The sequence below is a fragment of the Pseudomonas sp. MBLB4136 genome (assembly GCF_051904765.1).
Classification (GTDB): Bacteria; Pseudomonadota; Gammaproteobacteria; order Pseudomonadales; family Pseudomonadaceae; genus Aquipseudomonas.
On record NZ_CP196713.1, the window covers coordinates 892,715 to 918,662 of the forward strand.

Genomic DNA, 25,948 nt, shown 5'->3' on the forward strand with positions numbered 1-25,948 from the left:
AGGCGATCCGATCCACTCCCTGTGAACTATGGTGATAGCTAAGGCTTCACCCCGTCCTTCTCGCGCTGCCGATTCCGGTGCCCGTTGACTACGCCTGGGATCGGCGGGGGTAGGTGATGAGAAACAGCATAGCTTTTCGCCTCAATGCGCTGTTCGTGGTGCTGGTCACCCTGTTGCTCGGCTGTTCCGGCGCGCTGGCCTACTGGAGCATGCGCAGCCAGTTGCTCGAGCAGTACCAGGGCACCCGCGACAGCGTGCAGCAGCGCCTGCAGACCAATCTGGTCAACCCGTTGTGGAACTTCGACACCACCACCCTGCAGGAGAACCTGGCGGCCGAGCTGAAGCCCCCGGTGCTGGGCATCCTGGTGCAAAGCGAACACGGCGAGCAGGTGGCCGCGGTCGGTGTGCTGGAGCCGGCGCGCAGTCGGGCCGGCGACTACGAGCAGCTGAGTTTTCCGGTGTACAACCGTGGCCGCAACGAGCAGCAGGTGCTCGGTCGGACGCAGGTGCTGCTGTCGCGCCAGGCCATGCAGGACACCCTGAACGAACAGGTGTGGCGGCGCTTCCTGGAGATCCTCGCCCTGGACGTGCTGCTGGTCGCGGCGCTGTCGCTCAGCCTGCGCCTGCAGGTGCTCAAGCCTCTGGCCGGGCTGCGCGACGCGCTCAACCAGGCGGCCGAGCACCGCGGTCCGCCCGAGTCGCTGGAGCTGCCGAGCACCCGCCTCGACGAGTTCGGCGAGGTGCTCGGCGGTTTCAAACGCATCACCCGGCGCCTGGCCGAGGACCTGGATGCCAGGCGCCAGGCCGAGGGCGATATCCGCCGGGCCTACGAGGAGCTGCAGCGCGCCCAGGCCACGCTGATCCAGGCGGAGAAGCTGGCGGCCCTGGGCGGCCTGGTCGCCGGCGTCGCCCACGAGATCAACACGCCCCTGGGCATCACCCTGACCGGCGCCAGCGTGCTGGCCGAGCAGACCCGCCGCTTTGACAGCCAGTTGCAGGCCGGGCAGCTCAGGAAGTCCGATGTCGAGGGCTACCTGCGCACCGCCGCCGAGAGCGTCGAGCTGATCCTGGCCAACGCCAACCGCGCCGCCCATCTGGTGCACAGCTTCAAGCAGGTGGCGGTGGACCAGACTAGCGAGGCGCGGCGCGAATTCAACCTCTCCCGCTACCTCGACGAGGTGGTGGAGAGCCTGCGGCCGACCTACAAGCGCCTGCCGATCGAGGTGAGCAACAGCTGCCCGGCGGACATCCAGCTGGACGGCTACCCCGGCGCCCTGGCCCAGGTGGTGACCAACCTGCTGGTCAATGCGGTGACCCATGCCTTCTCCTCCGGCGCGGCGGGGCGGGTCGAGCTCAGCGCCCGGACCGAGGGCGAGTGGGTGGTCCTGCGCTTCGAGGATGACGGCCAGGGCATCGCCGCCGAGCACCTGCCGCACATCTTCGAGCCGTTCTTCACGACCAAGCGCGGCGTCGGCGGCAGCGGTTTGGGCCTGCATGTGGTCTATAACATTGTGACCCAGCGCCTGGGCGGGCAGATTCAAGTGGCAAGCACGGTCGGCAGTGGCACCTGCTTCACCCTGCACGTGCCGCGCACGGCCCCGCACCCGGCGGAGGAGGCGACGTGAGCAACGAACATCCTGACGAGGCGGACAACTGGCTGCTGGACGACAGCGCCGTCGCCGCTCCCGACAAACCGCTGGCGCCGTGGCGGCTGCTGATAGTCGACGATGAGCCGGACGTACACCGGGTCACCCAGCTGGCGCTGCGCGGCATCGAATACAAGGGGCGTGGCCTGGAGTTGCTCAGTGCCTATTCCGGTGAAGAGGGCTATGCCCTGCTGCGGGACCAGCCGGATATCGCCCTGACCCTGCTCGACGTGGTGATGGAGACCGATGACGCCGGTCTGCGCCTGGTCCAGCGGGTGCGCGAGGAACTGGACAACCAGCTGGTGCGCATCGTCCTGCGCACCGGCCAGCCGGGGCAGGCGCCGGAGCAGGAGGTGATAGTCGCCTACGACATCAACGACTACAAGGCCAAGACCGAGCTGACCCTGCAGAAGCTCTACACCACGGTGATTTCCTCCCTGCGCGCCTACGAGAGCCTGCTGGCCATCGAGCGCAGCCGCCAGGGCCTGAGCAAGATCCTCGAGGGCTCGGCCAACCTCTACCAGATGCACTCGTTGCGCGAATTCGCCTCCGGCGTACTGGCGCAGATCGGCGCCATCCTCGACGTCGGCACCCATGGCATCCTCTGCGTGCGCCGCGGCGCCGGTTCGGGGTCGGTGGCCCTGCAGGTGCTCGGCGCCACCGGCAGCTTCGCGGACATGGCCCAGCACGACGAGCTGGACGAGCAGCACCCGGCCTACCCGCTGATGCTGAAGGCGATCGAGACTCGCCAGAGCCTGTATGACTACCCCAACGAGGTGCTCTACATCCCGACCCAGACCCGCCACGAGTTCCTCCTCTACTTCACCCCGCCCTGGCCGCTGACCGCGGTCGACAAGGACCTGCTGGAGGTGTTCTGCAGCCGCATCGCCTCGGCCTTCGACAACCTGCACCATCACCTGCAGATGACCCGCGCGCAGGAGGCGACCGTGGTGGCCCTGGCCGATCTGGCCGAGTACCGCGACAGCGACACCGGCGACCACGTGCTGCGCGTCGAGCGCTGGACCGCGCGCACCGCCCGGCGCATGGCCGAGCGCGGCGACTACCCCGAGCTGCTGACGCCCCGCTTCCTCGAACTGGTCGGCATGGCCAGCATCCTGCACGACGTCGGCAAGGTCGCGACCCCCGACCTGGTGCTGTTCAAGCCCGGGGTGCACGACGACGCGCAACGCGAGGTGATGCGCCGCCACGCCAGCATCGGCGCGGCCATCCTGCAGCGTTCGGCGCGCATGGTGGAGGGCCAGAGCTACCTGTCGATCGGCGCCGAGATCGCCGGTGGCCACCACGAGCATTTCGACGGCAACGGTTATCCACAGGGGCTCAGGGGCGAGGAAATACCGCTGGCGGCGCGCATCGTCGCGGTGATCGACGTGTTCGATGCGCTGATGCACCGCCGCCCGTACAAGGAACCCTGGTCGCTGTCCGCGTCCCTGGACTACATCCAGGAACGCAGCGGCAAGCAGTTCGACCCGAAGGTGGTCGCCGCCTTCCTCGAGGTGGCCGCGGAAGAGTACTCCTAGGGCCGGGCGCCATGCTCCATCCGGCCCCGAGGCGCGGCGTTGGCGGCTCGCTGCACTAAACTGACAAAGAGGCGGTGATGATGGCCGCCAGGCTCGCCAGGGAGGTTGGCGGCCGCCCGTGGCGCGCAACCGGCGCGCGGCGACAACGACCGGCGGCGCAAGCACCGGTTCTCGCGGGTTTCATCGGGACGATGGGGCCGGCGTCAATCCTCAGGCCAGCGGCAGGAGGTGCAGCATGACCATGGCCAATCGTTTGCAAAACTATCTGTCGGAGCATCATTCGCGTTACGACATGCTCCAGCACGACCCCTCGATGACCAGCCGTGAGGCGGCCCGGCGTGCCGGCGTGCCGCCACACCTGATGGCCAAGTCGGTGATCCTCGACGACTTCCAGGGCCACTGGCTGATGGCGGTGGTACCGGCCACGCGCCAGGTCAACCTCAACAAGGTGCGCAAGCTGACCAAGCGCCATTGGCGCCTGGCGCGGGAGAACGAATTCACCCCGCGTTTCAGCGACTGCGCCAACGGCGCGATTCCGCCGGTGGGCAGCGCCTTCGAGATGGACACCGTGATCGACGAGTCGCTCAAGGAAGTCAAGGACCTGTACTTCGAGTCCGGTGACCATGAGGGACTGGTGCACATGAGCGCCAAGCAGTTCCTCAAGCTCATGCCGACCGCCCAGTGCGGCGCCATCAGCGAGTGACCCGGGCGGCGCCCTGATCAGGGCGCTCCTTTCTTGAACTCTGCGGCGATGCGCCGCAGAGCCTTCGTGCTGCATCCAGTTAGTATCGTTCGCGCGAGCCGGCCCGTTCGGCGGCGGGCTGGCCCCGTTGCTGCATAAGTAATTGTCACTTGGGGGGCTCGACCTGGCGCCGTCCAACCTGCCGGCGTGCAGCGCTGCGCGGCACACGCCCTGCTGGGGGGCGGTTTCGAGGCTCATGCCCCCATTAGGCGTTTTCGTGCAGCCTGCTGGCCGGCGAGCCCAGCTGTCACTGTTTCTGGACTGATTTGAGGTAACCGAGGATGAAGTGGGCCGTAAGCAGCCGCAAGCGTATGCATGATGGGGCAAACTCCATAGGGAATCTGCTGGTCGAGGGGTTCCACTACCTGGGCTTGTTCGTCATCGGGGCGGCCACCGCGTGGGCCTCCGTGATGGCGTTCATGGACATGCTCGACAAGGGCCACGCGAGCATAGACGACATCCTCTTGCTGTTTATCTACCTCGAGCTGGGGGCGATGGTCGGCATCTATTTCAAGACCAACCATCTGCCCATCCGTTTCTTGCTGTACATCGCGATCACCGCACTGACGCGCTACCTGATCGGTGACGTGTCGCACCACAAGGCGCCGGATATCGGACTGCTTTACCTGTGCGGCGGGATATTCCTGCTGTCGCTCTCGGTCCTGGCGGTCCGGTTCGCCTCATACAAGTTTCCTTCCAGCAAGGCGATCGACGCGAACGGGGAGGTGGTCGGGGACAATGTTTTGGACAGTTGATCTGCCGGCTGCGCAGGCGCCGCCACCTGGCCGGTGGTACGGCGGAAAGAAGGCGAGCAGTGAGGCCGCGCTCTGCACACCTTTGGTGCTGACCGTAGCCCGGATGTAATCCGGGACAAAGATCGATGAAACATCGTGCCCGGATCTCCTCCGGGCTACGGGCTGGGCCGATCCGTCAGTCCAGGGGGGCGAACAGCGCTTGCAGGTCGTCCTCGCTCAGTTGCCACTGCGCCTGGCTGCCGCCCTCCAGCACGCCCTTGGCCAGGTCGGCCTTGGCCTGCTGCAGTTGCTGGATCTTCTCCTCGACGCTGCCGCGGGCGATCAGCTTGTAGACGAACACCGGCTTGTCCTGGCCGATGCGGTAGGCGCGGTCGCTGGCCTGGGCCTCGGCCGCCGGGTTCCACCAGGGGTCGAAGTGGATCACCGTGTCGGCGGCGGTGAGGTTGAGGCCGGCGCCGCCGGCCTTGAGGCTGATCAGGAACACCGGGAACTGCCCGGCCTGGAACTGCTGCACCGGGGTGCGGCGGTCCTGGGTGCTGCCGGTGAGCTTGGCGTAGGCGATGTGCCGGGCCAGCAGCTCCGCCTCGATCAGCTCGAGCATCGAGGTGAACTGGGAGAACAGCAGCACCCGCCGGCCTTCCTCGACCAGTTCCTCGAGCATCTCCAGCAGGGCGCTGAGCTTGCCGGAGTCGCCGCTATGCAGCTGACCCGGCTCGTCGCCGAGCAGGCGCAGGTCGCAGCAGGCCTGGCGCAGGCGCAGCAGCGCCTCGAGGATGACGATCTGGCTGCGCGCCAGGCCCTGGCGGGCGATCTCGGCGCGGACCTTCTGGTCCATGGCCAGGCGCAGGGTCTCGTAGCGGTCGCGCTGGGCCTCGCTCAGCTCGACCCAGTGGGTGATCTCGGTCTTGGGCGGCAACTCGCGGGCCACCTGCTCCTTGGTGCGGCGCAGCAGGAAGGGCTTGATGCGCCCGTGCAGGTGCGCCAGGCGCTGGGCGTTGGCCTGCTTCTCGATCGGCGTGCGGTAGTCGCGGGTGAAGCTCTTGCTGTCACCGAGCCAGCCGGGCATCAGGCAGTTGAACAACGACCACAGCTCGCCCAGGTGGTTTTCCAGCGGCGTGCCGGTCAGGCACAGGCGCTGCCGCGCCCTTAGCTGCCCGGCGGCGAGGGCCGCCTTGCTGCGCGGATTCTTGATGTTCTGCGCCTCGTCGAGAATCAGCAGCTGGTAGGGCTGCGCGCCCAGCACCTTGAGGTCGCGCGGCAACAGGGCGTAGGTGGTGAGGATGATGTCGTGCTCGCCGATCAGGGCGAACTGGCTGCGGCGCTTGGCCCCGTGCAGCGCCAGCACCTTCAGTTGGGGGGCGAAGCGCGCCGCCTCGTCCTGCCAGTTGGGGATCAGGCTGGTGGGCATGACGATCAGCGCCGGCCGGCCGAGGCGCCCGGCCTGCTTCTCGCAGAGGATGTGCGCCAGGGTCTGCAGGGTCTTGCCCAGGCCCATGTCGTCGGCCAGCACGCCGCCGACTTCCAGCTCGGCGAGGGCCTGCATCCAGGCCAGGCCGTGCAGCTGATAGGGGCGCAGCTTGGCCTGCAAGCCGGCCGGGGCCTTGACCCGCTTGCTCGGCAGCGCCTGCAGGCGCAGGGCGAAGCCGCGCAGCTGTTCGCCGCCCTGCCAGCTGAGTGCCGGACCCTGTTCCAGGCCGCTCAGGCGCGCGGCATCGGCGCGGCCCAGGCGCAGGCGCTGGCCGAGTTCGTCCGGCTCGCGGAAGAACAGCTCGCCGAGGGTGCCGAGCAGCGGCTTGAGGCGGGCGAAGGGCAGGGCGATGCGCCGCGCGCTGTGCGGCAGGTTGACCAGCAGCATCTCCTCATCGGCGCGCTGGGCCAGGGCGTCGCCGGTGAGCAGCCAGGGTTTCTGGCGGATCGCCTGCAGCAGGATCGGCAGCAGGCTGATGCGCTGGCCCTCGACCTCGATGCCCAGCTCCAGGTCGAACCAGTCGTGCTCTGGAGCATCCTCGACCTCGGCGTACCAGTCATCCACCTGCGCCAGGTTGTACTGGAAGTCCGGCTGCATGCGCACCAGCCAGCCCTCGGCGCGCAACTGCGGCAGCTGCTGCTGAACGAACGCCAGCCAGGCCGCCTCGTCGAGCAGCTCGAAGTGCTCGCCGGGGTGCTCGGCCAGCGCCTCGCTCTGGCGAAGCGCCACCTGCAAGCCGCTGCCGAGCAGGCGCTGGCGCAGCGCGGCCTCGGCGCCTGCGTCGCGGACGATGCGCAGGTTGAGCCTGGCGCTCTGGCGCACCACCAGGTCCTTGGCGACCTTGCCGTAGGCCAGGTGGCCCTGGTAGTCGAAGGCCAGGGCGGCGCGGTGCTGGGTCTGCTCGTGCATGCGCCCCTTGCGCGCATCGAAGTGCACCCGCACGTGGCTGCCGAGGCTCAGCACCGGCTGCGGCGCGAGGCCCTCGAGGCGCTGCTCCTCGGCGTCCTTGCTCGGCACGATCAGCGGGCTCAGGTCGATGCCGGCGAGCTGTTGCTGTTCCAACGTCAGCAGGGCGGCGACCACGTGCTTGCAGTTGAACCCCACCGGGCAGTCGCAGTGGCCGGTGACGTCCCAGTGCTGGCCGCGCGGATGCAGGCTGATGCGCTGGCGGTAGGTATTCGCGCCGGAGCCGCGGCAGCTGGCCAGCAGGGTATGGTCCTTGAGGCTGAGCAGGCGGCTGCGGCCCTGCCGGGCATAGCCGAGGCCGCGGGTGAAGTCGCCGTCGCCGACGGCCGCCCGCCACTCGTCCTGGTGCAGGTGCAGAATATCCAGGCTCATCGGCTGAGCCCCGTGGGCAGGTGGTCGAGTCTTGGCATGCTGGTGCCGAACGCTGAACAGCCGATGATTTTGACACAGCCGCGCCGGCTTGCGGGCGTCAGCCGGCGAATGCGCTGCGGTACTGGCCCGGGGTGGCGGCGAACGCCTGGCGGAAGCGATTGCTGAAATGGCTGGCGCTGGCGAAGCCGCAGGCCAGGGCGATTTCGCCGAGGGGCAGGGCGCTCTGGCGCAACAGCACCTGGGCGCGGGCCAGGCGCAGGTTGAGCAGGTAGCGGTGCGGCGGCAGGCCGAAGCTCAGCTGGAACATCCGCGCGAAGTGGTATTCGGACAGCGCGCAAAGCGCGGCCAGCTGGCCCAGGCTCAGGGGCTCGGCCAGGTGGCTGTCGATGTACTCGCGCAGCCGCCGCCTTTGCACCGGCGCCAGGCCGCCGGCCAGGCGCAGGTCGGCGCGGCGACCGACCTGGGACAGCAGCGCGCGATCGAGCAGTTCGTGGGCCAGGCTGCTGGTCAGCAGGCGCTCGCCGGGCTCGTCCCAGTCCAGCTGGGTCAGGCGGCGGAACAGGCTGGCCTGCAACGGATCATCGAGGAAGGTGCGCTCGCGCAGCTGCAGCTCGCGCGGTTCGCGGTCGAGCAGGCGCACGGCGCCGAGGGCGAACTGCTCCTGGCTGACATACAGGTGCGCCAACTGGATCTCGCCATTGATCACCCAGGCCGACTGGTGGCCGGCCGGCAGGATGCACAGCTTGTCAGGCCCGCCCTTGCTGTGCGGCTGGTCACGGCGGAAGGTGCCGGTGCCACCGGCCAGGTAGCAGGACAGGGTGTGGTGGCTCGGCGCCTGGTAGTCGCGGCAGTCGTGGTGGTTGCTCCACTGCGCCGCCCCCAGCCCGTCGCCCAGCGCGGCACTGCGCAACAGGCGCGCGTGCGGCGAGCTGTTCATGCTCTGGAAGACCTGCAGCTGATCGAGTGGTGCCATCGATTGTTCCTCTGACCCGGCCATGCTACGCCACTGCTGCGCAACCGCCAGCCTGTGGATCGAGAAAAGCGCAGCTCATCCCAGGGGCGGGATTCTCTCCGTCACGCCGACGCCCATCTGCGCCCGTTCCCTCACTCCACGTGTCTTGTCCGCCAGGTGCCATAAGCGCCCATCGCTGACCAATTGCACCTCCGACATCACTGGACCCTGTTCGCCGCCCGACGCGGTCGGGTGAGTGCACGAATGGATCGCAGATAAACGGCCATTGACAGCACCATCGCAAGCGATGTTTATTGTGCATATCAAAAATATATTTCAAATATTGTTTGGATAGATGAGCGCAGACATGACCTACACCCGAAATCTCCCCGCCGGATTCAAGGCCGAGTTGAATTGCTTCGGTCACTTCGATGTCGTTGTGGTCGGTGGCGGCCCGGCAGGCATCGCCGCCGCCGTCACCGCCGGCGAGCGCGGACTCAGCGTGCTGCTCATCGAGCGCCTGGGGTTCTGTGGCGGCGCCGCGGTGGCTGGCCTGTCCGGCACCATCTGCGGCCTGTACATGACGGTCGAGGACCCGAGCAAGGCCACGCCCGAACAGATCATCTTTGGCTTCGCCGAGCGCTTTCGCGATGCCCTGTACCGCGAGGGCGGCCTGACCGAGCCGCAGATCTACGGCAAGACCTGGGTCGCCACCCATGACTGCGCCAAGTACAAGAAGGTCGCCACCGACATGTTGCGGACGGCCAGGGTGACCGTGCTCTACCACACCCAGATGATCGATGTGATCGCCGAGGAGGAGGAGCTCAAGGGCATGGTGCTGCACACCAAGTCGGGGTTCACCGCGGTGTATGCCAGGAAGGTCATCGACGCCAGCGGCGACGCCGATGTGGTCTACAAGATGGGCCTGAAGACCACCAAGGGCAACAACGGCGTCATCCAGAACCCCTCGATGATGTTCAAGGTCGGCAACGTCAACCTGCCGAAGTACCTCGCCTACTGGGGCCAGGACACCATCTCGCCGCCCAAGGTGGTAAGCATGTTGGAAGCCCAGGACGAACTGCTGCGCAAGAAGGTCTGGCTATTCCCCACGGTCAATCCCGGTGAACTGCTGGTCAATGCCACCAAGATCACCGGCTTCGACAAGCGTGCGCTGGACGTCACCGACCCGGTCGACCATAGCGAGGCGGAGCAATTCTCCATCTACCAGGCCAAGGCCTTCTTCGACTTCATGAAGGCCAACCTGCCGGGCTGCGAAGACAGCTACTTCATCGACTACGCCACGGAAGTGGGCGTGCGCCAGACCCGCTCCATCGACGGCGTGGCGCGCCTGACCAATGACGACGTGACCAGCAAGCGCAAGTTCAGCGACGCCATCGCCAGAACATCCTGGCCGATCGAGCTGCACTACGGCGCCAAGCCGAAGACCGAGTGGCTGGTCGACGACTACTACGAAGTGCCGTTCCACACCCTGGTGCCCAAGGTCGGCAGAAACCTCATCGTCGCCGGTCGCTGCCTGAGCAGCGAACACGAGGCGCTGGCCAGCTGCCGGGTCACCGCGCAGTGCTTCGAATACGGCCGGGCGGCCGCGTTGGCGGCGGACCTGGCGATCAAGGAAGACCTGGCGTTTCAGGTCATCGAAGGCGGACATATGGCCTTCCTGATGCAGCAGTCCGGTTGACGGGCCGGTTGTTCAAACAATTCGTGGCAACTACAACAACAAGAGGTGCTTCAGTGAACATAAAAGCAATGGATATTCCAGCCGAGGAGGCTGCGGTCGAGCGCATCGCCATGCCCATCGAAACCAACCGGCAGATGCAGATCATCAGCCTGTTGATCATCTGCGCGGTGGCGATTCCGCTGGTGGCGTTCCCGGACGAGGGCGCCAGCACCATCAATGCCGTTTTCAAATGGATGACCCACACCTTCGACTTCGTCTTTCTCGCCGTCGGCCTCGGTGCACTGCTCTTTATGCTGGCCCTGGCCTGCTCCAAATACGGTGAGATCAAGCTCAGTGCCGACAAGAACGCCGCGCCCGAGTTCACCAGGTTCGGTTGGGGCACCATGGTGTTTCTCGCCGGCATCGCCTCGGGCCTGATGCTCTGGGCCGGTACCGAGTGGGGCTACCACTTCGCCTGGACGCCGTTCGGCCTGGAGGCCAAGACCAGGGAGATGTACACCGTGGGCCAGGCCTACGGCATCTTCCACTGGGGGCCTACCGCCTGGGCCATGTACTGTGTGCCGACCATCGCCATGTCGTACATCTACTACGTGCGCCAGAAACACATCTACAAGATCAGCGAGGCGTGTCGCGGGGCGCTGGGCGACCTGGTGGACGGTCCTGTAGGGACGTTCATCAACTACCTGTTCATTCTCGGCGTGCTGGGTGCGTCCGCCACCTCGCTGGGGCTGGGCACACCGATGATCGGCGGCGCCCTGGCCGAGGTGCTGGGCATTAGTGGCAGCATCTACCTGGACATGGCGATCATCCTCGTCTGCACCGCGGTCTTCACCGTCAGCAGCGGCCTGGGCCTGGCCAAGGGGATCAAGCGTCTGAGCACCTTCGCCACCGTGGTTACCCTGGCGATCGTGGTCTACGTCCTGCTGGTCGGGCCGACCAAGTTCATCCTGGGGCTGGGCATGGACTCGCTCGGCTATATGGTGGAGAACTACATCCGCATGAGCACCTGGACCGACAGCGTCAACCAGAGCGGCTTCCCGCAGGCCTGGACGGTGTTCTACTGGGCCTGGTGGGTGGCCTACGCGCCGTTCATGGGCATGTTCGTCACCCGCATTTCCCGTGGCCGTACCATCCGCGAGGTGATCGTCGGCATGCTCACCTATGGCACGTTCGGCTGTGCGCTGTTCTACATCGTGCTGGGCGGTTATGGCATCAACCTGCAAATGACCGAGACCCTGGCGCTGTCCGAGCTGGTGAACACCAACGGCGTCGCGCCGGCGATTCTCGAGATGTTCAAGACCCTGCCCATGAGTGGTCTGGTGCTGCTGGCGGTCGCGGTCTCCGGGATCGTGATGCTGGCCACCACCTTCGACTCCGCCGCCTACGTGATGGCTTGCGCCACCACCAAGCAGCTTGGCGAGGGGCAGGAGCCGCAACGCTCCAACCGCCTGTTCTGGTGCTTCGCCATCGCCATCCTGCCCCTGGCGCTGCTGTTTCTGGGCGGCCTGAAAACCATGCAGACTACCTCGGTGATCATCGGCTTGCCGCTGATGGTGATCATGGTGCTGATGATGTTCACCACCATTAAATTCATCAAAGAAGACAACGCCTGATATGACCCAGCCAATTGTGAAAAACATCGAGATCTTCGCGATTGGCCCGGACGGCGAGAAGATCAGCTGGTCTTCTCACCTGGGGCCCATGTACGAAGCGCTGATCGTCGCTCGCCTGACCTTCGATGACGGCCTGCAGGGCATCGCCGGCCTGACCACCTATACCGAGCATGAGTTCGACCAGACGGCCTTCCATAGCCTGGCGTTGATGGCGCCGTTCCTGCTGGGCAGGGGGCTGTACGAGGCGCCGCAGATCGCCAAGGCCATGGCCGGCAAGTACGTGCCGCTCAAGCACCTGGCGATGTCCCTGTTCGACATCGCCCTGCACGATGCCAAGGCCAAGGCGCTGAACCTGCCCATCTACCAGATGCTCGGCGCCGCCAAGCACAAGATCCGCGCCTATGCCTCCAGCCCGGTCATGGCCGGTGTCGATGAGTACATCGAGTACTGCCACCGGATGCTGGGGCAGGGCTTCAACGCCATCAAGATCCACCCGCGCTGCGTCTTCGCCGAAGACGTCGCCCTGGTCCATGCGCTGCACGAGGAGTTCGGCGGGCGCAATATCGGCTGGAGCCTGGATATCGACGCCAACTACGGCTTCCAGGAGGCCCTGCAGATGGGCCGCCTGCTCGACCGCTACCAGTGGGAGTTCTTCGAGGAACCGCTGCCGGACGCCGACCTCGATGGCTACAAGAAGCTGGCTGCGGCCCTGGACCTGGACGTGATCAGCGGCGGCAACTCGCTGCCCAACCTGCAGTTGATCAAGCACGGCCTGCAGAACCACTGCTGGGACCGCAGCCGCTTCGATGTCACCAGCATCGGCGGCTACACCGGCGCGGCCCAGGTCATGGGCGTAACCCGCGCCCAGGGCCTGAAGGCGGAGCTGCAGTCCTGGGGCTATACCCTGACCCAGGCGGCCAACCTGCACCTGATGCTGGCCTATGACAATTGCGAGTATTTCGAGCAGGCCGCGCCCTACGAGAAGTACGAAGTGGGTGCCCGGCAGGTATTTCGCCCGGACAGCGAGGGCTTCATCCACCCCACCGGTTTGCCGGGCCTGGGCGTCGAGCTGGATTGGGATGTGCTGGAACCCTTCATCTACCAGCAGCGCCAGTTCAGCTTGGGGGGCGGACAATGAGCGTGCGGATCGACAGTGTCGAGGTCATCTGCCTGCAGGACCCGCAAGCGGACTTCGTCCGCTTCGAGGGCAGCTACCAGAACGCCCTGGTCGTGGTGCGCGGCGACAACGGCCTGTATGGCATCGGCGAGACCGACTCGCCGCCGCAGGTGATCAAGGCGCTGATCGAGTCGCGGCCCTACAACTGCCTGTCTTCGGGACTGGCCAGCGTGCTGGTCGGCGAAGTGCTGGATGACCCGCGGCGCCTGTGGCGCAAGATGTACCAGGGCAGCAACTGGCATGGCCGCTACGGCGTCGCCATCCATGCCATCAGCGCCCTGGATATCGCCCTGTGGGATCTGTTCGCGCGCAGCGAACGGCGGCCCTTGCACAGCTACTTCGGCGGGATGAGGCACAGGCAGCTGCCGGTGTACGCCACCCTCTACCCGATGCAGGCGGAGCCGGAGCTGTTCCAGCAGCAAGTCGGCGCCTGCCTGGAACAGGGCTTCAGGCGCATCAAGATCTGCGTCGAGCCTTGGTGGCAGGCCCCGGCGAAGGCTATCGGCAACCTCCAGCGCCTGCGCGAGTTCGTCGGCCCCGACATCGAGCTGATGCTGGACGTGGCCATGGAGTTCACCCGTTTCGAGCAGCTCGGGCCGTTCCTCGACACCTTGCAGGCGCTGGACTTCAAATGGATCGAAGCCCCTTTCGATGCGGACAACCTCGACGACCATCGGCGGCTGCGCGCCACGACCGCCATCCCGGTGGGGGTGGGCGACCTTGGCTTCACCACCTGCAAGGAATTTCAGCCCTACCTGGCGGCCGATGCATTCGACATCGCCCAGCCGGACCTCACCCTGTTCGGTGGCGTCAGCGAGGTGATGAAGCTTCGCGATCTGCTGGCGCCGCAAGGCAAGCGCATCGTGCCCCACGCCTACAACACCGACCTGACCATAGCGGTAAACGCCCAGTTCCTCTGCACGCAGGCGCGCATCGAGCCGCTGGAGTATTCGACCAGTCCATCGCTTCTTCGCCGGCAGCTGGTGGTCAATCCACTTCGCCCGGACGAGCAGGGTATGATCACCCTCGAAGAAGGCGCACACGGGCTCGGACTCGAGCTCAACTGGGACTTGATCGACGCATGCAGAACACCGTAGATAAACGCAGCAAGGCTGAAATCGCCCATGACGAACTGGAGGCGGCGATAGTCGACTGCCGCCTCGCCCCGGGCACGGTCATGACGGAAACCGAGATCAGCGAGTACCTCGGCCTGGGCCGTACCCCCGTGCGTGAGGCGCTGATCGAACTGGCCAACGAGAACCTCGTGCGCCTGTCGCGCGCCGGCGTGGTGATCCCCGAACTCAACCCGCTGACCATGCTCAAGCTGCTGGAGCCACGGGCGCTGATCGAGCGCCTGTGTATCGAGAAAGCGGTCGAACGACTGGTCGAGGACGACAAGCCACCGATCCGCGAGGTGATCCAGGCGCTTGAAAGCCTGGCGAGCGATGACCGCAAGGGCTTCATGGCCCAGCTGCGGCGCATGCATCACATCCTGGCGCGTTCCTCGAAGAACGAGTTCATTCTCTCGAGCATCAGAACCACCCAGGGCCTTTCCCGGCGCTTCTGGTGCTACTACGCGACGGCTGAAGATCAGGCCTACTGCACCCGGCTGTACATCAAGCAGATGCGCGCCCTGGTCGATCAGGACAAAGACGTCGCCGTGGGGGCTTCTGCCGAGCTCATGCACTACCTGCACGAGTTCACCAGGGCGCATCTGGAACACTTCAAGTAGGCCCAGGCTAGAGGCTGGCCGACCTTTCTCGGTAGTGAACCTGGGCGGCATCAGGCGCTGCGAGAGCTCCTTGCCGCCGCAAGGCCGGCCGGACAATGGCGCTGGGCAGGGTGGACAAGGAGTACTTGTCCGCCAACTTCTGCGGCTGGCCGCAATGCATCGACTGCTGCCGGCCTTGACTGGCCTCAACCGGCCAGGCGCTGCCCCTGGGCGCCTACGAAACCCCAGGGCGGCTCACCGGGAGGAGCCCCCAAGAAACGGAAACGGCCCCTCGCGGCTGAGAACCACTTCTGGGCAGAACTGATTTCGGGGGGCAGGCCGCGCTACTTGTCCTGCATGCGAACCTGACTGGCACGCCGGGAGGCAGACTCGAAGGTATCGTGATAGCAGTAGCTGTTGCGGATGGGCTCGATGATCTTCCAGGTTGCGCTGGCGCCCGCCTCGATCGTCAGGAAATCGCCTGGTTGCAGGTCAACCACCTCGCCGTCCGAGAAGGTCAAGTCGGCTCTTCCCTGATGCACATAGAGCGAAACCCTGCGCGCGTAAGCGTATTGGAACTCGGGATCGGCACAGTCCCATGTGGCCCAGTTGGCGATCTTGCGTTTGGTGTCTTCGGTGGCCTTGCGGCGCTTGAAGAACCGGGAATCGACGATACGTTCGTGCAGACGGGTCATAACGCTCTCCTTTTCAGATGGCACGGTGATACGCAACGAACTCTGGAGTCAGAGGCGTTTTGCCGAGGATCAGGTCGGCGGCCTTCTCGGCGATCATGTACACGCAGGCATTGATATTGGCGCTGGGCACGGCGGGGATCACCGAGGCATCGACGATGCGCAACCCTTCGATGCCGCGCAGCTTGAGGTTCAGGTCCACCACGGCGCGCTCATCGCCGCTCGCCCCCATGCGTGCCGTGCCGCAGGGGTGGAAGGCCGAGGAGGCATCCTTGCGGATGAATTCATCCAGCTCCGCATCCGTTCGCACATTCACGCCGGGCAGGTCCTCCCGTCGGTGGAAGCCCTTGAAGGCAGGCTGCGACAGCAGCTCGCGGCCCATCTTCAGGCCCTGGCGCATCTCGTACCAATCCCGCTCGGTGGCGAGGTAGTTGGGGTCGATCAGCGGCGCATCCAGCGGATTGGCCGAGGCCAGCCGGACCCTGCCGCGGCTTTCCGGGCGCATCGGGCCTGCCCCCAGGCGATAGCCGTTTTTCGCCGGGTTCGGGATCCAGTTTTCGCCGAAGAACACCGGGAAGAAGTGGAACTGGATATTCGGGTGCGTGACATCCGCATCGGTGCGCAGGAACGCCCCGACATTGCATTGGTTGATCGAGGCCACGCCGCCCTTCCAGCCGAACCACTGCAGCCCGGCCCAGAGCATCAGATGGGGCTTGAGGTATCGATTCAGGGACACCGGCTGGTCCGTCTCCACCTGGATATGCGCCTCCAGGTGGTCCTGCAGGTTCTCGCCCAGCATGGGCGCAGGGTGGACGACCTCGATGCGGTGCTCGCGCAGATGCTTCTCGGGGCCGATCCCCGAGAGCATCAGAATCTGCGGCGTGCCGAACACCCCGGCCGACATCACCACCTCGCGTGAGGCTTGCACCCTGTGGATGCGCCGGCCCTTGGCCAGTTCCACGCCCGTTGCGCGGCCGTTCTGGACGATGACCCGCAAGACCTTGACGCCGGTGACCACATGCAGATTGGCGCGCTTGGCCTGGGCATGCAGGTAGGAACGCGCGGAGCTGCTGCGCACGCCTTTTTCCACCGACATCTCGAAGCGGCTCACGCCTTCCTGCGCATAGCCGTTCACATCCTCAGTCAGCGCATGCCCGGCCTGCTGGCCCGCCTCGAGGAACGCGGCGTTCAACGGGTTGAGGTCCTGCTGGGTCTTCACCCCCACCGGGCCCGAATGACTGCGGTAGTCGTCCGCCGGACCGTCGCGCCGCTCGAGCTTCTTGAAATACGGCAGGCAATCGGCGAAGGACCAACCGCTGCAGCCTTCGATATCCGCCCAGTCGTCATAGTCGCGCGGATTGCCGCGCAAGAAGGTCATGCCGTTGATCGAGGACGACCCGCCCAGCACCTTGCCGCGTGGCTGGTCGATCGCACGATTGTTCAGCTGGCGCTGCGGCGTGGTCTTGAACCAATAGTTGTACGTGCTCGTCGGCTTGAATGCCGAACGCAAGCCGGCCGGCATCTGGATGATCCAGCTGCGGTCATCGCCGCCATGCTCCAGCAACAGCACCGAATACTCGCCGCTTTCGCTCAGCCGATGGGCCAGCACGCAGCCGGCGGTGCCCGCGCCAACGATGATGTAGTCGTAACGGCTGTTCACAGATAGTCCTCCTCGAACGGGCAGTCGCTCAGCGGCACGGGACCATCCTTGGTGATCAGCACGGGCTGTTCGAGCTTCACCCCTTCATCGCCACCGACCGCGCCGATGTAGCTCTCGACGCACACGCACATGCCCTCCTGGAAGGTGCCGGCGTACTGCCAGGTTTCGTGGTCCTCGGGGTAGTAGATCACCGGGAACTCCACGCCGAAGCCGATGCCGTGGACCATCTCGGCATAGCGGTTGGGCACATAGATGTCGGGCATCTTCCAGGACAGTTCGCCGAATTCAGCGAAGCTCATGCCCGGGCGCAGCAGCGCCATGTTGTGCTGCAACTGCTCATGGGCGTGGGCATACAGGCGCCGTTGCTCCGCCGTGGGCCGCCTGTCGCCGATCACGAAGGCGCGGGTCTGGTCGACGAAGACGCCGTCCGGGCCGATCAGGTCGCTGTCGAAGACCAGCATCTCGCCCGCCTCGATCACCTTGCTCGAGGTCTCGGTGAACCAGGGGTTGGTGTGATGCCCCGAGCTCAGCAAGCGCGTCTCCTGCGCTTCGCCGCCATGCTCCAGGTTGTACTGGTTCATCAGCGACATCAGGTAGTTCTCGGTCACCCCGGGCACGGCGTGCTGACGCATGAAGGCGATGGCATCGGTGCAGACCTGCATCGAGTTCCTGATGATCGCCACCTCATCGGCCGACTTGATCGAGCGGGCGATCTCCATTGGCGCCTTGGCGTCCATCATCTGGATACCGCGCTTCTGCAGGGCCAACAGCGGCAGCAGATCGGCCCGGTCGATGCCCAGGGTGGCGCCGCGTCCGCAGGTGGTGTGCAGCAGGTCGACGATCTCTTCGGCCCACTTGCCGGCGTGCTCTTCGGCGCGGCTGCCGGAGCCGAAGTAATCCCAGGACTTCGCCGGTCGGGCCTCGTCGATGGTTTCCAGGTCATCGGACAGGTGCAGCGCACCGCCGTAGTCGAACAGCACCACGGGTCCTGCCGCCGGGACGAAGACGTAGCGCGCCAGGTGGTGCGAGGTCCAGACCTGCATGTTGCGACAACCGGTCGCGTAACGCAGGTTCAGCGGATCGAAGAGCACCGCCGCGTCCATCTTGAAGTGGGCCAACAGTTCGCGCGTGCGCTCGAGCCGATAGGCACGGACGCGTTTCTGGTCGAGGGTGGCGGACAGATCCAGCATGACTCACTCCAAAGGAAGGCTGTTGGGCGAGTATGGAAGGCTGCTATGGTTAATAAAAACTAAATAATTTTACCTTGTAGGTAAGGGAAATTTAATCATGTTGCCGGCGCTAGACCTCGAACTCATTCGGACGTTCCAGACCGTCCTGCAGGAAGGTGGCTTCAAACCCGCGGCCGAAAGGCTCAATAAAACCCCCGCCGCTGTCAGCATGCAGATCAAGCGGCTCGAAGAGTTGCTGGGCCAGCGGCTTCTGGAACGCAGCAATCAGGGGATTGCCCTGACCGCCGCCGGGGACATCCTCAAGGAGAAGGGCGAAAAGCTGCTGGGCCTGAACTACGAACTGCTCAGCGATCTGCGCCAGGGCGAGTTGTTCGGCAAACTGAGTTTCGGCACCCCCACCGACTATGCGCCGACGCTGCTGCAGAAACTTCTGCCCATCTTTGGCCGTGAGTTCCCCAAGCTCACTCCCACCATCATTCTCGAACCCAGTCGCTCGCTGCGAGCACGCATCCAGTCCGGTGCACTGGATATGGCCATCGTGGCGCAAGAGCCCGGAACCGATGAGGGGGCTCATCTCTGGTCGGAAGAAATCGCCTGGTTTGGTGGCGCAAGAACCCAGGACGGCAAAGCCAAGGTGGGGGTGCTGACGACCAACTGCATCTTGCGTGATCGCGCGCTCGAAGACCTGAAGACCGTGCCCCGTGAGCACAAGCTGGTGCTTGAGGCCGCGACAGTCGCCTCCCTGCGAGATGGCGTCGAAGAAGGGTTCTGCCAGGCCTTTTTGCCGGTATCCATGGCCGGCAGACTCGTGCGCTCCAAGGAGATCAGGCCGTCCCATTCGCTGATGCTGAACTTCGTCCTGATTGCCGGCGTCGGTGCCGACGGCAGCAAGACTCATAGTGTCGCGTCCAAGTTCAGGCGAGCGCTCCTGGGTTAATCCCAGCGTTCGCCTGGATCAGCAGACCACTACACTGGTCTTTCAGCTAAATGACCCTGTGAGACAAGGCTATGTTGGATTTGCCATATACGTCGGTGATTGAAGGGAATGCAGTGAGGTGGGGACGCTGTGGCAGTGGTGCCCCCTTGGTCGCTATCCATGGCACACCGTTCTCATCCCAGGTCTGGCGCAGAATCATTCCCCATCTGGTCGATCAGAGGACGGTTTATTACTTCGATCTGGTGGGGTACGGGCAGTCCGAAATGCGGGCGGGCCAGGATGTCTCCCTGGCAATCCAGAACAAGGTGCTCGCCGCCCTCTTCGAGGAGTGGGGCATCAGCCGACCTGACGTTCTGGCCCACGATTTTGGCGGAGCCACGGCCCTGCGTGGCTACTACCTGAACGGGCTTCGCTATTCCTCTCTCACGATCTTCGACGCTGTGGCGTTAGCCCCATGGGGCTCGCCATTCGTCCGCCATGTTCGTCAGCATGAGGCCGCATTCGCCGGCATGCCGGACTACATGCACCAGGCTTTGCTCAGGGCGTATCTGCAAACCGCCGCGTGTAATCCACTGTCCGAGGAGGCGATGCAGCTGTACAGCAATCCATGGGTGGGAGCAGTCGGCCAGGCGGCCTTCTATCGACAGATTGCGCAGATGGATGAACGGTTTACCGATGAGGTTCAGGGCCTCTATGGCGCAATGGATTGTCCTGTCAGGGTCTTGTGGGGGCAGGAGGATGCCTGGATCCCAGCGGAGAAGGGCAAAGTGCTCGCCGAGTCGATCTCGGATCGGCCGTGTTTCCTGGTTGAAAACTCCGGGCACCTCATGCAAGAGGATCGCCCGGAGGCGATCGTTGCGGCAGTGCTCAAACAGATCGGCTCCGCCTGAAGCCGAGTGTCGGCTATTGGCTGGTTTTCGCCTGATACGACAGGCGCCTTGGGGCGACTTCCGCCAGGCAGCGGACGCGGAGCCCGGCAAGGAGCGAGCGTTCACTGCAAGTCGGGTAGTTCCGCCCCTCTCTCGCTCATAAGCCACTGCCGAACCGCCTGGGTCGGCTCGGGGTGGCGTTGCCGGCGGGGGGCCACGACGTAGAAGTCCTGGGTGCCGCGCATTTCGGCAGTGAACGGTTGCACCAACAGACCCGAGGCCAGTTCTGCCTGCACCAGAAAACGGCTGGCCAGGGCGAACCCCTGGCCAGCAATGGCTGCATCTATGGCCAGGCTGGTCTGGTTGAACTGCATGCGCTTGCTCCCGATGGCATTGGCCTGGCCCAGGGCCCGTTCAAGATACTCGGGCCAGAGGTTGTGGCTGTCCTCGAGCAGCACCTGGCCGCGCAGGTTCGCCGGGGTCATCGGTGCGTCCAGGGACGCAAGCAGGGCGGGGCTGCAGACTGCAATCAGTGTCTGCGCAAACAGAAAATCCACTTCCAGCCCCGGCCCGAACGGCGGTCGTCCCTGGCGAATGGCCAGGTCGACGCCATCGGCGTGGAAGCTCGACAGCTGCTCGCTCGCCAGAATGCGCAGGTCGATCAGCGGATGGGCGGCGACGAATCCGGGCAGCCTGGGCAGCAGCCATTTGGCCGCAAAGGTCGGGGTCGCGCTGATCGTCAGGCGAGTGGGGGCGGTGCGCAGGTTTGCCGTGGCGTCGCCGATCAGTTCGAAGGCCCGGCGGATGTTAGGCAGGAAGGTCCGTCCCGCGTCCGTCAACGCCACCCCATGCGCCTCGCGTATGAACAGGCGGATGCCCAGATCATCCTCGAGCTTGCGAATCTGCTGTGCCACCGCCCCCTGGGTGACGTTCAGCTGTTCGGCCGCCAAGCGGAAGTTCAGCTGCTGCGCGACCACGTCGAAGACGCGCAGGGCATTGAGCGGCGGCAGCCGCGTTGAGTTAGTTGTAGTCATGTAGTTTTTCTATAGTCACAAGGCAGTCGATCTGGTTCGAACGCGGGCGCTCATATCCCTATAGTTCAGGGAATTCATACGGATTTCCAGCAGCGATTTCCGGCATTCATGAGGAGGCAGCATGACTATAGAAAAAGTAGCCATCATTACCGCCGGTGGCAGCGGCATGGGGGCAGCCAGCGCCAAACGGCTGGCCAGCGACGGCTTCAAGGTGGCGATCCTGTCGGCTTCGGGCAAGGGCGAGGAGCTGGCCAAGCAACTGGGTGGGCTGGGCGTCACCGGCTCCAACCAGTCGAACGATGATCTGCAACGCCTGGTAGACCTGACGCTTGAACGCTGGGGGCGCATAGATGTGCTGGTCAACAGCGCCGGCCATGGGCCGCGCGCACCGGTGCTCGAGCTGAGCGACGAAGAGTGGCACAGAGGGCTGGAGGTCTACCTGCTGAACGTGATCCGCCCGACGCGCCTGGTGACGCCAGCCATGGTCGCCCAGCAGTCCGGCAGCATCATCAACATCTCGACCTTCGCGGCGTTCGAGCCCGACCCGGTGTTTCCGACTTCTGGTGTCTTCCGCGCCGGCCTGGCGGCGTTCAGCAAACTCTTCGCCGATCGCCATGCGGCCGACAACGTGCGCATGAACAATGTGCTGCCAGGCTTCATCGACAGCCTGCCGGAGAAGGAGGAGTTCCGTACGCGCATCCCCATGGGCCGTTACGGACGCGCCGAGGAGATAGCCGCGACCATCGCCTTCCTCGCCAGCGAGGGGGCGGGCTACATCACCGGGCAGAACCTGCGGGTCGATGGCGGCATCACCCGCTCGGTCTGATCAAGGGAACGACCCTAGCGGGAGCAGGGAGCCGGCAGAAGCCAGCCAAGAGCAAACTGATCCGTACCAAGCTGAACGGGTCTCACGTAGAGGCGTCTAGGCATCTAGGCGCGCGGGCCGATTCAATACTCCGCACCCGGCAGCGCCTGGTCCCAGTAAGGTTCCTCACCAAAATACTCGGCGTAGAAATCGATAAAGGCCCGCACCTTGGGGGCTAGCAGGCGTGAACTGGGGTACATCGCCCAGATCGCGGTTTGTGCAAGCAGCGGGCTGTGCGGTAGCACCTGGACCAGTTCGCCACGCGCCAGGTGTTGGTAGACGCTCCAGGTCGAGCTGATGGCGATGCCCAGTCCGCTGACACAGGCGTCACGCATGGCCTCACCGTTGTCGGTACGCAGCTGGCCATGGGTTTTGATGCTGAGCGGGCCATTCGCCGTGGCGAAGACCCAGGTCTCCAGCCCCAGCAGATTGATGCATTGATGATTGAGCAGATCCTGGGGCGAGAGCGGTTCTCCGTAATGCTTCAGATATTCCGGCGCGGCGCAGAGGATGCGCCGGTCCGGCGCCAGCCGGCGGGCCACCAGGCTGGAGTCCTTGAGCTCGGCATTGCGGATCGCAATATCGAAGCCGCCCTCGACCAGGTCGACGATCGAGTCGGACAGCCGCAGATCCAGCGACAGGTGCGGATAACGGGTGAGAAACGTCTTCAGCGAAGGCAGCAGATGCATGCGCCCGAACGAAGCGGGTGCCGTGACCCGCAACGTCCCCCTGGGCGCCGTGCTGCCCGCGCCCACCGAGGCGCGCGCCATCTCCACACTGGCCAGCACTTCTTCGGCATAGGGCAGAAAGGCCTCGCCCTCCTGAGTGAGCGACACCTTGCGTGTGGTGCGATGCAGCAAACGCACGCCAAGCCCTTGCTCCAGCTTGCTGATATGGGCGCTGGCCACCGCCGGCGACAGGCCCAATTCCTGGCCGGCCTGGCTGATGTTGTGGGTGACCGCCAGCCTGACGAAGAGCTTGAGATGCTCGATGTTCATGGTCGATATTCAACAAAATCTAAAAAGTTATTGCTTGTGATGGTCGATTATCAATGGTCTGTCTGTCAAATATGCTGACCCCATCAAGCACACAGCGCTCACGGCAAGCCGTCAGTTCAGGGTGCTCGAATCATGGGCTGGATGAGTCAGCCTGAAGCATCACACCGAGTGGTCCGCACACAGCCTGTATTGCTCTCAGTGCCTCGACCACTTCCCGATATAAGCAGGAGATTTCCCCATGAAAGCGATGATCCTCGAGCAGTACGGCGAAAACGCCGCCTTCCAGGTTGCCGATCTGCCGAAGCCGGTGGTCAGGGCAGGCCATGTGCTGGTGCGCATCGCCGCCACCAGCGTGAACACCGTCGACACCATGATCCGCCAGATGGGCCAGGACCTGCCGCTGTCGCCGGCCCTGCCCGCCGTGCTGGGGATGGATTTCGCCGGCACCGTCGAGGCCGTCGGTGAAGGCGTCAGCGGCTTTGCGCCGGGCGATGAGGTGTACGGCTGTGCCGGTGGTCTGGCCGACCTGCAAGGCACGCTGGCCGAGTACATGCTGGCCGACGCCCGCTTGCTGGCCCACAAGCCCAAGTCGCTGTCGATGCGTGAGGCGGCCGCCTTGCCACTGGTGGGCATCACCGCCTACGAAGGGCTGCAGCGCGCCGGCACCCACGCCGGGCAGCGCGTGCTGGTGCACGGTGGTGCCGGTGGAGTTGGCCACGTGGCCGTGCAACTGGCCAAGCACCTAGGCGCGGAGGTGTACGCCACCTGCTCGGGTGAGCAGCAGGCCAGCGTGATTCAGGGCTATGGCGCCACGCCGATCAACTACAGGAGCGAGTCGGTCGCCGACTATGTGGCGAAGCACACCGACGGGAAGGGGTTCGAGGTCGTCTTCGACAGCGTTGGCGGCGCCAACATGGCCAATTCCTTCGAGGCCGCCGCGCTGAATGCTCAGGTGGTGACCACCGTTTCCATGCTGGAGCTTGACCTGACGCCCGTGCACTTCAAGGGCCTGTCGGTGCACGTGGTGTTCATGCTGATCCCCATGCTGCACAACCACAAGCGTGAAGAGCATGGCGCCATTCTCACCAAGCTCGCCGAGATCGCCGATGCCGGGGCCCTCAAGCCGCTGCTGGACGACCCGCGGTTTGCCCTCGAAGACATCGGCCAGGCCCATGCACGCCTGGGCAGCGGCCAGGCGATCGGCAAGGTAGTGGTCGAGGTCTGACCACGCACGGTGGGGCGGGCCCAGGGTTGGAGCCCGCCGCACTCATGGCAAGAGGTGCAGCAATGCTGTCCGAACAACAGGGGTTCGCCCCCATCAATCAGGGCTACGAGGCTGTCTTTCGCCTGAACAGGCTAAGCCTCGGCCTCGTGGTGCCCATCGAGCGCTATGCGGACAGTCCTGTTCCCTCGATGCGCGCTCACCTCGAGCGGGTCAGGCTGGCCGAGCAGCTGGGGTTCGCCGCGGTCTGGCTGCGCGATGTGCCGTTCAACGTGCCGTCATTCGGCGATGCCGGCCAGCTCTACGATCCCTTTGTCTACCTGGGCCTGCTGGCCGGGCAGACCGAACGCATCGCGCTGGGCGTCGCCAGTCTCGTGCTGCCCTTGCGTCATCCGGCCCATGTGGCCAAGGCCGCTGCCAGCGCCGACGCCCTGTCGGGCGGTCGCCTGCTTCTGGGCGTCGCCTCGGGCGACCGGCCGGACGAATACCCGGCCCTCAAACTGAACTATGAGGATCGTGGCACGCGCTTTCACGACAGCCTCGACTACATCCAGCGGGTCTGGCAGCACGCGCCTGCGTTCGACAACCGCTATGGCAGCCCTGGCGGGGGCATGGACATGCTGCCCAAGCCCGTCGCAGAAAAAGTGCCGTTGCTGATCACCGGCGCCAGCCAGCAGAACCCGGACTGGCTGGCCAGTCATGGCGACGGCTGGATTACCTACCCGCGGCCCGTGGCGGTTCAGCAGCAGATCATCGGCGACTGGCGAGCTCGGGCAGCTGCCGCCGGCCACGGGATCAAGCCCGCCATGCAGTCGCTCTATATCGACCTGCTCGAGAAGGATGATGCGCCGCCCCAGGCGATCCACCTCGGCTTTCGCGCGGGCATCCACTACCTGCGGGCCTACCTGAAATCGCTCGAATCCATCGGCATCAACCATGTGGCGCTGAACCTGCGCTTCAACCAGGCCGATATCGAAACCACGCTGCAGCGCATCGCCGACGCGCTGTTGCCGGACTTTACTGCGTGAGGAGGTGACCCATGCAAAAGACCATTCTGATTACCGGCGCCACGGACGGCATCGGCCTGGAAACGGCCAAGCTCCTGTGTTCCCAGGGGCATCGGGTGCTGTTGCATGGCCGCAATCCGGCAAAGCTGGAGGCGGCCCGGCAGGCGCTGTCGGGCGGCTACACGGAGACATACCTGGCCGACCTGTCCGACCCGAGCGAAGTCGTGGCGCTCGCCCAGGCCATCATCGAGCAGCACGACAGGCTCGACGTGCTGATCAACAACGCGGGCATCTTCCGCTCCGAGCAAAGCCGCACAGCCGAGGGTTTCGATGTGCGCTTCGCGGTCAACACCCTCGCCCCCTACCTGTTGACCCAGCGGCTGCTGCCCGTGCTGGGCCCGGATGCCCGGGTGGTCAACCTGTCGTCTGCCGCGCAGGCGCCCGTTGACCTGGATGCGTTGGCTGGGCGGACGCCGATTGCCGACCAGTTCGAAAGCTATGCCCAGAGCAAGCTGGCCCTGACCATGTGGACCCATGGCATGGCGCATGCGCTGAAGGGCAGGGGGCCGTTGCTGGTGGCGGTGAATCCCGGCTCCCTGCTGGCCACCAAGATGGTCAAGGAAGGCTTCGGCATGGCCGGCAAGGACCTGCGTACGGGGGCGGACATATTGGTCAGGGCGGCACTCTCGGATGAGTTCGCCACAGCCTCCGGCCGTTACTTCGACAATGACGCCGGCTGCTTCGCCGCGCCGCATCCTGACGCGCTGGATCTGCAGAAGTGCCAAGAGGCCGTTCAGCTTATCGAGGTGGTGCTGGCGAAATATAGCTAGCGCCA

General features: G+C 65.0%; 22 protein-coding genes. 15 read left to right on the top strand and 7 right to left on the bottom strand.

What is annotated here, in order from left to right:
* The first annotated feature begins 116 nt into the window (after positions 1-116).
* From ACSX1D_RS03975 to ACSX1D_RS03990, 4 genes are all read left to right on the top strand, one after another.
* Positions 117-1,625 (top strand): sensor histidine kinase, encoded by a 1,509-nt coding sequence (locus ACSX1D_RS03975; RefSeq protein WP_439861075.1) that lies wholly within the window; start codon positions 117-119, stop codon positions 1,623-1,625.
* On the top strand, positions 1,622-3,184 hold the full coding sequence (locus ACSX1D_RS03980; protein ID WP_439861076.1) for a DUF3369 domain-containing protein: 1,563 nt from the start codon (positions 1,622-1,624) through the stop codon (positions 3,182-3,184). The genes ACSX1D_RS03975 and ACSX1D_RS03980 overlap by 4 nt, the downstream gene beginning before the upstream one ends.
* A 235-nt stretch (positions 3,185-3,419) precedes the next feature.
* Positions 3,420-3,887: an aminoacyl-tRNA deacylase gene (locus ACSX1D_RS03985; protein ID WP_439861077.1), complete on the top strand. Its 468-nt coding sequence runs from the start codon at positions 3,420-3,422 to the stop codon at positions 3,885-3,887.
* A 320-nt stretch (positions 3,888-4,207) separates the two neighbouring features.
* Positions 4,208-4,681, top strand: coding sequence for a phosphate-starvation-inducible protein PsiE (locus ACSX1D_RS03990; protein WP_439861078.1), 474 nt, complete (start codon positions 4,208-4,210; stop codon positions 4,679-4,681).
* Between the two features lie 175 nt (positions 4,682-4,856).
* Here ACSX1D_RS03990 and ACSX1D_RS03995 read toward each other — a convergent pair whose 3' ends face one another.
* Together ACSX1D_RS03995 and ACSX1D_RS04000 are read right to left on the bottom strand one after the other, a co-directional pair.
* Positions 4,857-7,487, bottom strand: a complete 2,631-nt coding sequence (locus tag ACSX1D_RS03995; protein ID WP_439861079.1) for a DEAD/DEAH box helicase — start codon at positions 7,485-7,487, stop codon at positions 4,857-4,859.
* 97 nt (positions 7,488-7,584) lie between these two features.
* The gene (locus ACSX1D_RS04000; protein ID WP_439861080.1) at positions 7,585-8,460 is read right to left on the bottom strand and encodes a helix-turn-helix domain-containing protein; all 876 of its coding nucleotides are present in this window, start codon (positions 8,458-8,460) and stop codon (positions 7,585-7,587) included.
* 346 nt (positions 8,461-8,806) lie between these two features.
* On the opposite strand from ACSX1D_RS04000, the gene ACSX1D_RS04005 reads away from it, so the two are divergent.
* The 5 genes from ACSX1D_RS04005 to ACSX1D_RS04025 are packed head-to-tail and all read left to right on the top strand — an operon-like array spanning position 8,807 to position 14,660.
* Entirely contained in the window at positions 8,807-10,138 is a 1,332-nt protein-coding gene (locus ACSX1D_RS04005) for an FAD-dependent oxidoreductase (RefSeq protein ID WP_439861081.1), read from the top strand.
* 53 nt (positions 10,139-10,191) lie between these two features.
* Positions 10,192-11,751, top strand: coding sequence for a BCCT family transporter (locus ACSX1D_RS04010; RefSeq protein ID WP_439861082.1), 1,560 nt, complete (start codon positions 10,192-10,194; stop codon positions 11,749-11,751).
* Between the two features lies 1 nt (position 11,752).
* Entirely contained in the window at positions 11,753-12,889 is a 1,137-nt protein-coding gene (locus tag ACSX1D_RS04015; protein WP_439861083.1) for a mandelate racemase/muconate lactonizing enzyme family protein, read from the top strand.
* Positions 12,886-14,025, top strand: coding sequence for a mandelate racemase/muconate lactonizing enzyme family protein (locus ACSX1D_RS04020; protein ID WP_439861084.1), 1,140 nt, complete (start codon positions 12,886-12,888; stop codon positions 14,023-14,025). Before ACSX1D_RS04015 ends, ACSX1D_RS04020 begins: the two co-directional genes overlap by 4 nt.
* Complete coding sequence (locus tag ACSX1D_RS04025; RefSeq protein ID WP_208708569.1) at positions 14,010-14,660, top strand: GntR family transcriptional regulator; 651 nt, start codon at positions 14,010-14,012, stop codon at positions 14,658-14,660. The genes ACSX1D_RS04020 and ACSX1D_RS04025 overlap by 16 nt, the downstream gene beginning before the upstream one ends.
* Before the next feature lie 323 nt (positions 14,661-14,983).
* Here ACSX1D_RS04025 and ACSX1D_RS04030 read toward each other — a convergent pair whose 3' ends face one another.
* Genes ACSX1D_RS04030 through ACSX1D_RS04040 form a run of 3 tightly spaced genes read right to left on the bottom strand, consistent with a single transcriptional unit; the run spans position 14,984 to position 18,181 of the window.
* Positions 14,984-15,334, bottom strand: coding sequence for a cupin domain-containing protein (locus ACSX1D_RS04030; RefSeq protein ID WP_439861085.1), 351 nt, complete (start codon positions 15,332-15,334; stop codon positions 14,984-14,986).
* 13 nt (positions 15,335-15,347) lie between these two features.
* A complete protein-coding gene (locus ACSX1D_RS04035; protein WP_439861086.1) occupies positions 15,348-16,991 on the bottom strand; it encodes a choline dehydrogenase in 1,644 nt (547 codons plus the stop codon).
* Positions 16,988-18,181 carry a M24 family metallopeptidase gene (locus tag ACSX1D_RS04040; protein ID WP_208708572.1) on the bottom strand — a complete coding sequence of 398 codons (1,194 nt, stop codon included), beginning with the start codon at positions 18,179-18,181 and terminating at the stop codon, positions 16,988-16,990. Before ACSX1D_RS04040 ends, ACSX1D_RS04035 begins: the two co-directional genes overlap by 4 nt.
* 97 nt (positions 18,182-18,278) lie before the next feature.
* Between ACSX1D_RS04040 and ACSX1D_RS04045 the strand changes: the two genes are divergently transcribed.
* Together ACSX1D_RS04045 and ACSX1D_RS04050 are read left to right on the top strand one after the other, a co-directional pair.
* Positions 18,279-19,118 carry a LysR family transcriptional regulator gene (locus ACSX1D_RS04045; RefSeq protein ID WP_439861087.1) on the top strand — a complete coding sequence of 280 codons (840 nt, stop codon included), beginning with the start codon at positions 18,279-18,281 and terminating at the stop codon, positions 19,116-19,118.
* Positions 19,119-19,264: 146 nt separating this feature from the next.
* A complete protein-coding gene (locus ACSX1D_RS04050) occupies positions 19,265-20,008 on the top strand; it encodes an alpha/beta fold hydrolase (protein ID WP_439861088.1) in 744 nt (247 codons plus the stop codon).
* Positions 20,009-20,109: 101 nt separating this feature from the next.
* Here ACSX1D_RS04050 and ACSX1D_RS04055 read toward each other — a convergent pair whose 3' ends face one another.
* Positions 20,110-21,021: a LysR substrate-binding domain-containing protein gene (locus tag ACSX1D_RS04055; protein WP_439861089.1), complete on the bottom strand. Its 912-nt coding sequence runs from the start codon at positions 21,019-21,021 to the stop codon at positions 20,110-20,112.
* 121 nt (positions 21,022-21,142) lie between these two features.
* Between ACSX1D_RS04055 and ACSX1D_RS04060 the strand changes: the two genes are divergently transcribed.
* Positions 21,143-21,847: an SDR family oxidoreductase gene (locus ACSX1D_RS04060; RefSeq protein ID WP_439861090.1), complete on the top strand. Its 705-nt coding sequence runs from the start codon at positions 21,143-21,145 to the stop codon at positions 21,845-21,847.
* Between the two features lie 122 nt (positions 21,848-21,969).
* Here the strand turns inward: ACSX1D_RS04060 and ACSX1D_RS04065 are convergent, their stop codons facing one another.
* Positions 21,970-22,884 carry a LysR family transcriptional regulator gene (locus ACSX1D_RS04065; RefSeq protein ID WP_439861091.1) on the bottom strand — a complete coding sequence of 305 codons (915 nt, stop codon included), beginning with the start codon at positions 22,882-22,884 and terminating at the stop codon, positions 21,970-21,972.
* A 238-nt stretch (positions 22,885-23,122) separates the two neighbouring features.
* Here ACSX1D_RS04065 and ACSX1D_RS04070 point away from each other — a divergent pair, with 238 nt between their 5' ends.
* The 3 genes from ACSX1D_RS04070 to ACSX1D_RS04080 all read left to right on the top strand — a co-directional run bounded on the left by ACSX1D_RS04070 (position 23,123) and on the right by ACSX1D_RS04080 (position 25,943).
* A complete protein-coding gene (locus tag ACSX1D_RS04070) occupies positions 23,123-24,109 on the top strand; it encodes a zinc-dependent alcohol dehydrogenase family protein (protein WP_439861092.1) in 987 nt (328 codons plus the stop codon).
* 62 nt (positions 24,110-24,171) lie between these two features.
* Entirely contained in the window at positions 24,172-25,134 is a 963-nt protein-coding gene (locus ACSX1D_RS04075; protein WP_439861093.1) for a TIGR03571 family LLM class oxidoreductase, read from the top strand.
* Positions 25,135-25,145: 11 nt separating this feature from the next.
* The gene (locus ACSX1D_RS04080) at positions 25,146-25,943 is read left to right on the top strand and encodes an SDR family NAD(P)-dependent oxidoreductase (protein WP_439861094.1); all 798 of its coding nucleotides are present in this window, start codon (positions 25,146-25,148) and stop codon (positions 25,941-25,943) included.
* Positions 25,944-25,948 lie beyond the last annotated feature (5 nt).

What these genes read in the sequence shown, in the direction of transcription:
- ACSX1D_RS03975 (WP_439861075.1), top strand. Translation starts at nt 117, where the DNA reads ATGAGAAACAGCATAGCTTTTCGCCTCAATGCGCTGTTCGTGGTGCTG.
- ACSX1D_RS03985 (WP_439861077.1), top strand. Translation starts at nt 3,420, where the DNA reads ATGACCATGGCCAATCGTTTGCAAAACTATCTGTCGGAGCATCATTCG.
- ACSX1D_RS03990 (WP_439861078.1), top strand. Translation starts at nt 4,208, where the DNA reads ATGAAGTGGGCCGTAAGCAGCCGCAAGCGTATGCATGATGGGGCAAAC.
- ACSX1D_RS03995 (WP_439861079.1), bottom strand. Translation starts at nt 7,487, where the DNA reads ATGAGCCTGGATATTCTGCACCTGCACCAGGACGAGTGGCGGGCGGCC.
- ACSX1D_RS04000 (WP_439861080.1), bottom strand. Translation starts at nt 8,460, where the DNA reads ATGGCACCACTCGATCAGCTGCAGGTCTTCCAGAGCATGAACAGCTCG.
- ACSX1D_RS04005 (WP_439861081.1), top strand. Translation starts at nt 8,807, where the DNA reads ATGACCTACACCCGAAATCTCCCCGCCGGATTCAAGGCCGAGTTGAAT.
- ACSX1D_RS04015 (WP_439861083.1), top strand. Translation starts at nt 11,753, where the DNA reads ATGACCCAGCCAATTGTGAAAAACATCGAGATCTTCGCGATTGGCCCG.
- ACSX1D_RS04020 (WP_439861084.1), top strand. Translation starts at nt 12,886, where the DNA reads ATGAGCGTGCGGATCGACAGTGTCGAGGTCATCTGCCTGCAGGACCCG.
- ACSX1D_RS04025 (WP_208708569.1), top strand. Translation starts at nt 14,010, where the DNA reads ATGCAGAACACCGTAGATAAACGCAGCAAGGCTGAAATCGCCCATGAC.
- ACSX1D_RS04030 (WP_439861085.1), bottom strand. Translation starts at nt 15,334, where the DNA reads ATGACCCGTCTGCACGAACGTATCGTCGATTCCCGGTTCTTCAAGCGC.
- ACSX1D_RS04040 (WP_208708572.1), bottom strand. Translation starts at nt 18,181, where the DNA reads ATGCTGGATCTGTCCGCCACCCTCGACCAGAAACGCGTCCGTGCCTAT.
- ACSX1D_RS04045 (WP_439861087.1), top strand. Translation starts at nt 18,279, where the DNA reads ATGTTGCCGGCGCTAGACCTCGAACTCATTCGGACGTTCCAGACCGTC.
- ACSX1D_RS04055 (WP_439861089.1), bottom strand. Translation starts at nt 21,021, where the DNA reads ATGACTACAACTAACTCAACGCGGCTGCCGCCGCTCAATGCCCTGCGC.
- ACSX1D_RS04060 (WP_439861090.1), top strand. Translation starts at nt 21,143, where the DNA reads ATGACTATAGAAAAAGTAGCCATCATTACCGCCGGTGGCAGCGGCATG.
- ACSX1D_RS04065 (WP_439861091.1), bottom strand. Translation starts at nt 22,884, where the DNA reads ATGAACATCGAGCATCTCAAGCTCTTCGTCAGGCTGGCGGTCACCCAC.
- ACSX1D_RS04070 (WP_439861092.1), top strand. Translation starts at nt 23,123, where the DNA reads ATGAAAGCGATGATCCTCGAGCAGTACGGCGAAAACGCCGCCTTCCAG.
- ACSX1D_RS04075 (WP_439861093.1), top strand. Translation starts at nt 24,172, where the DNA reads ATGCTGTCCGAACAACAGGGGTTCGCCCCCATCAATCAGGGCTACGAG.
- ACSX1D_RS04080 (WP_439861094.1), top strand. Translation starts at nt 25,146, where the DNA reads ATGCAAAAGACCATTCTGATTACCGGCGCCACGGACGGCATCGGCCTG.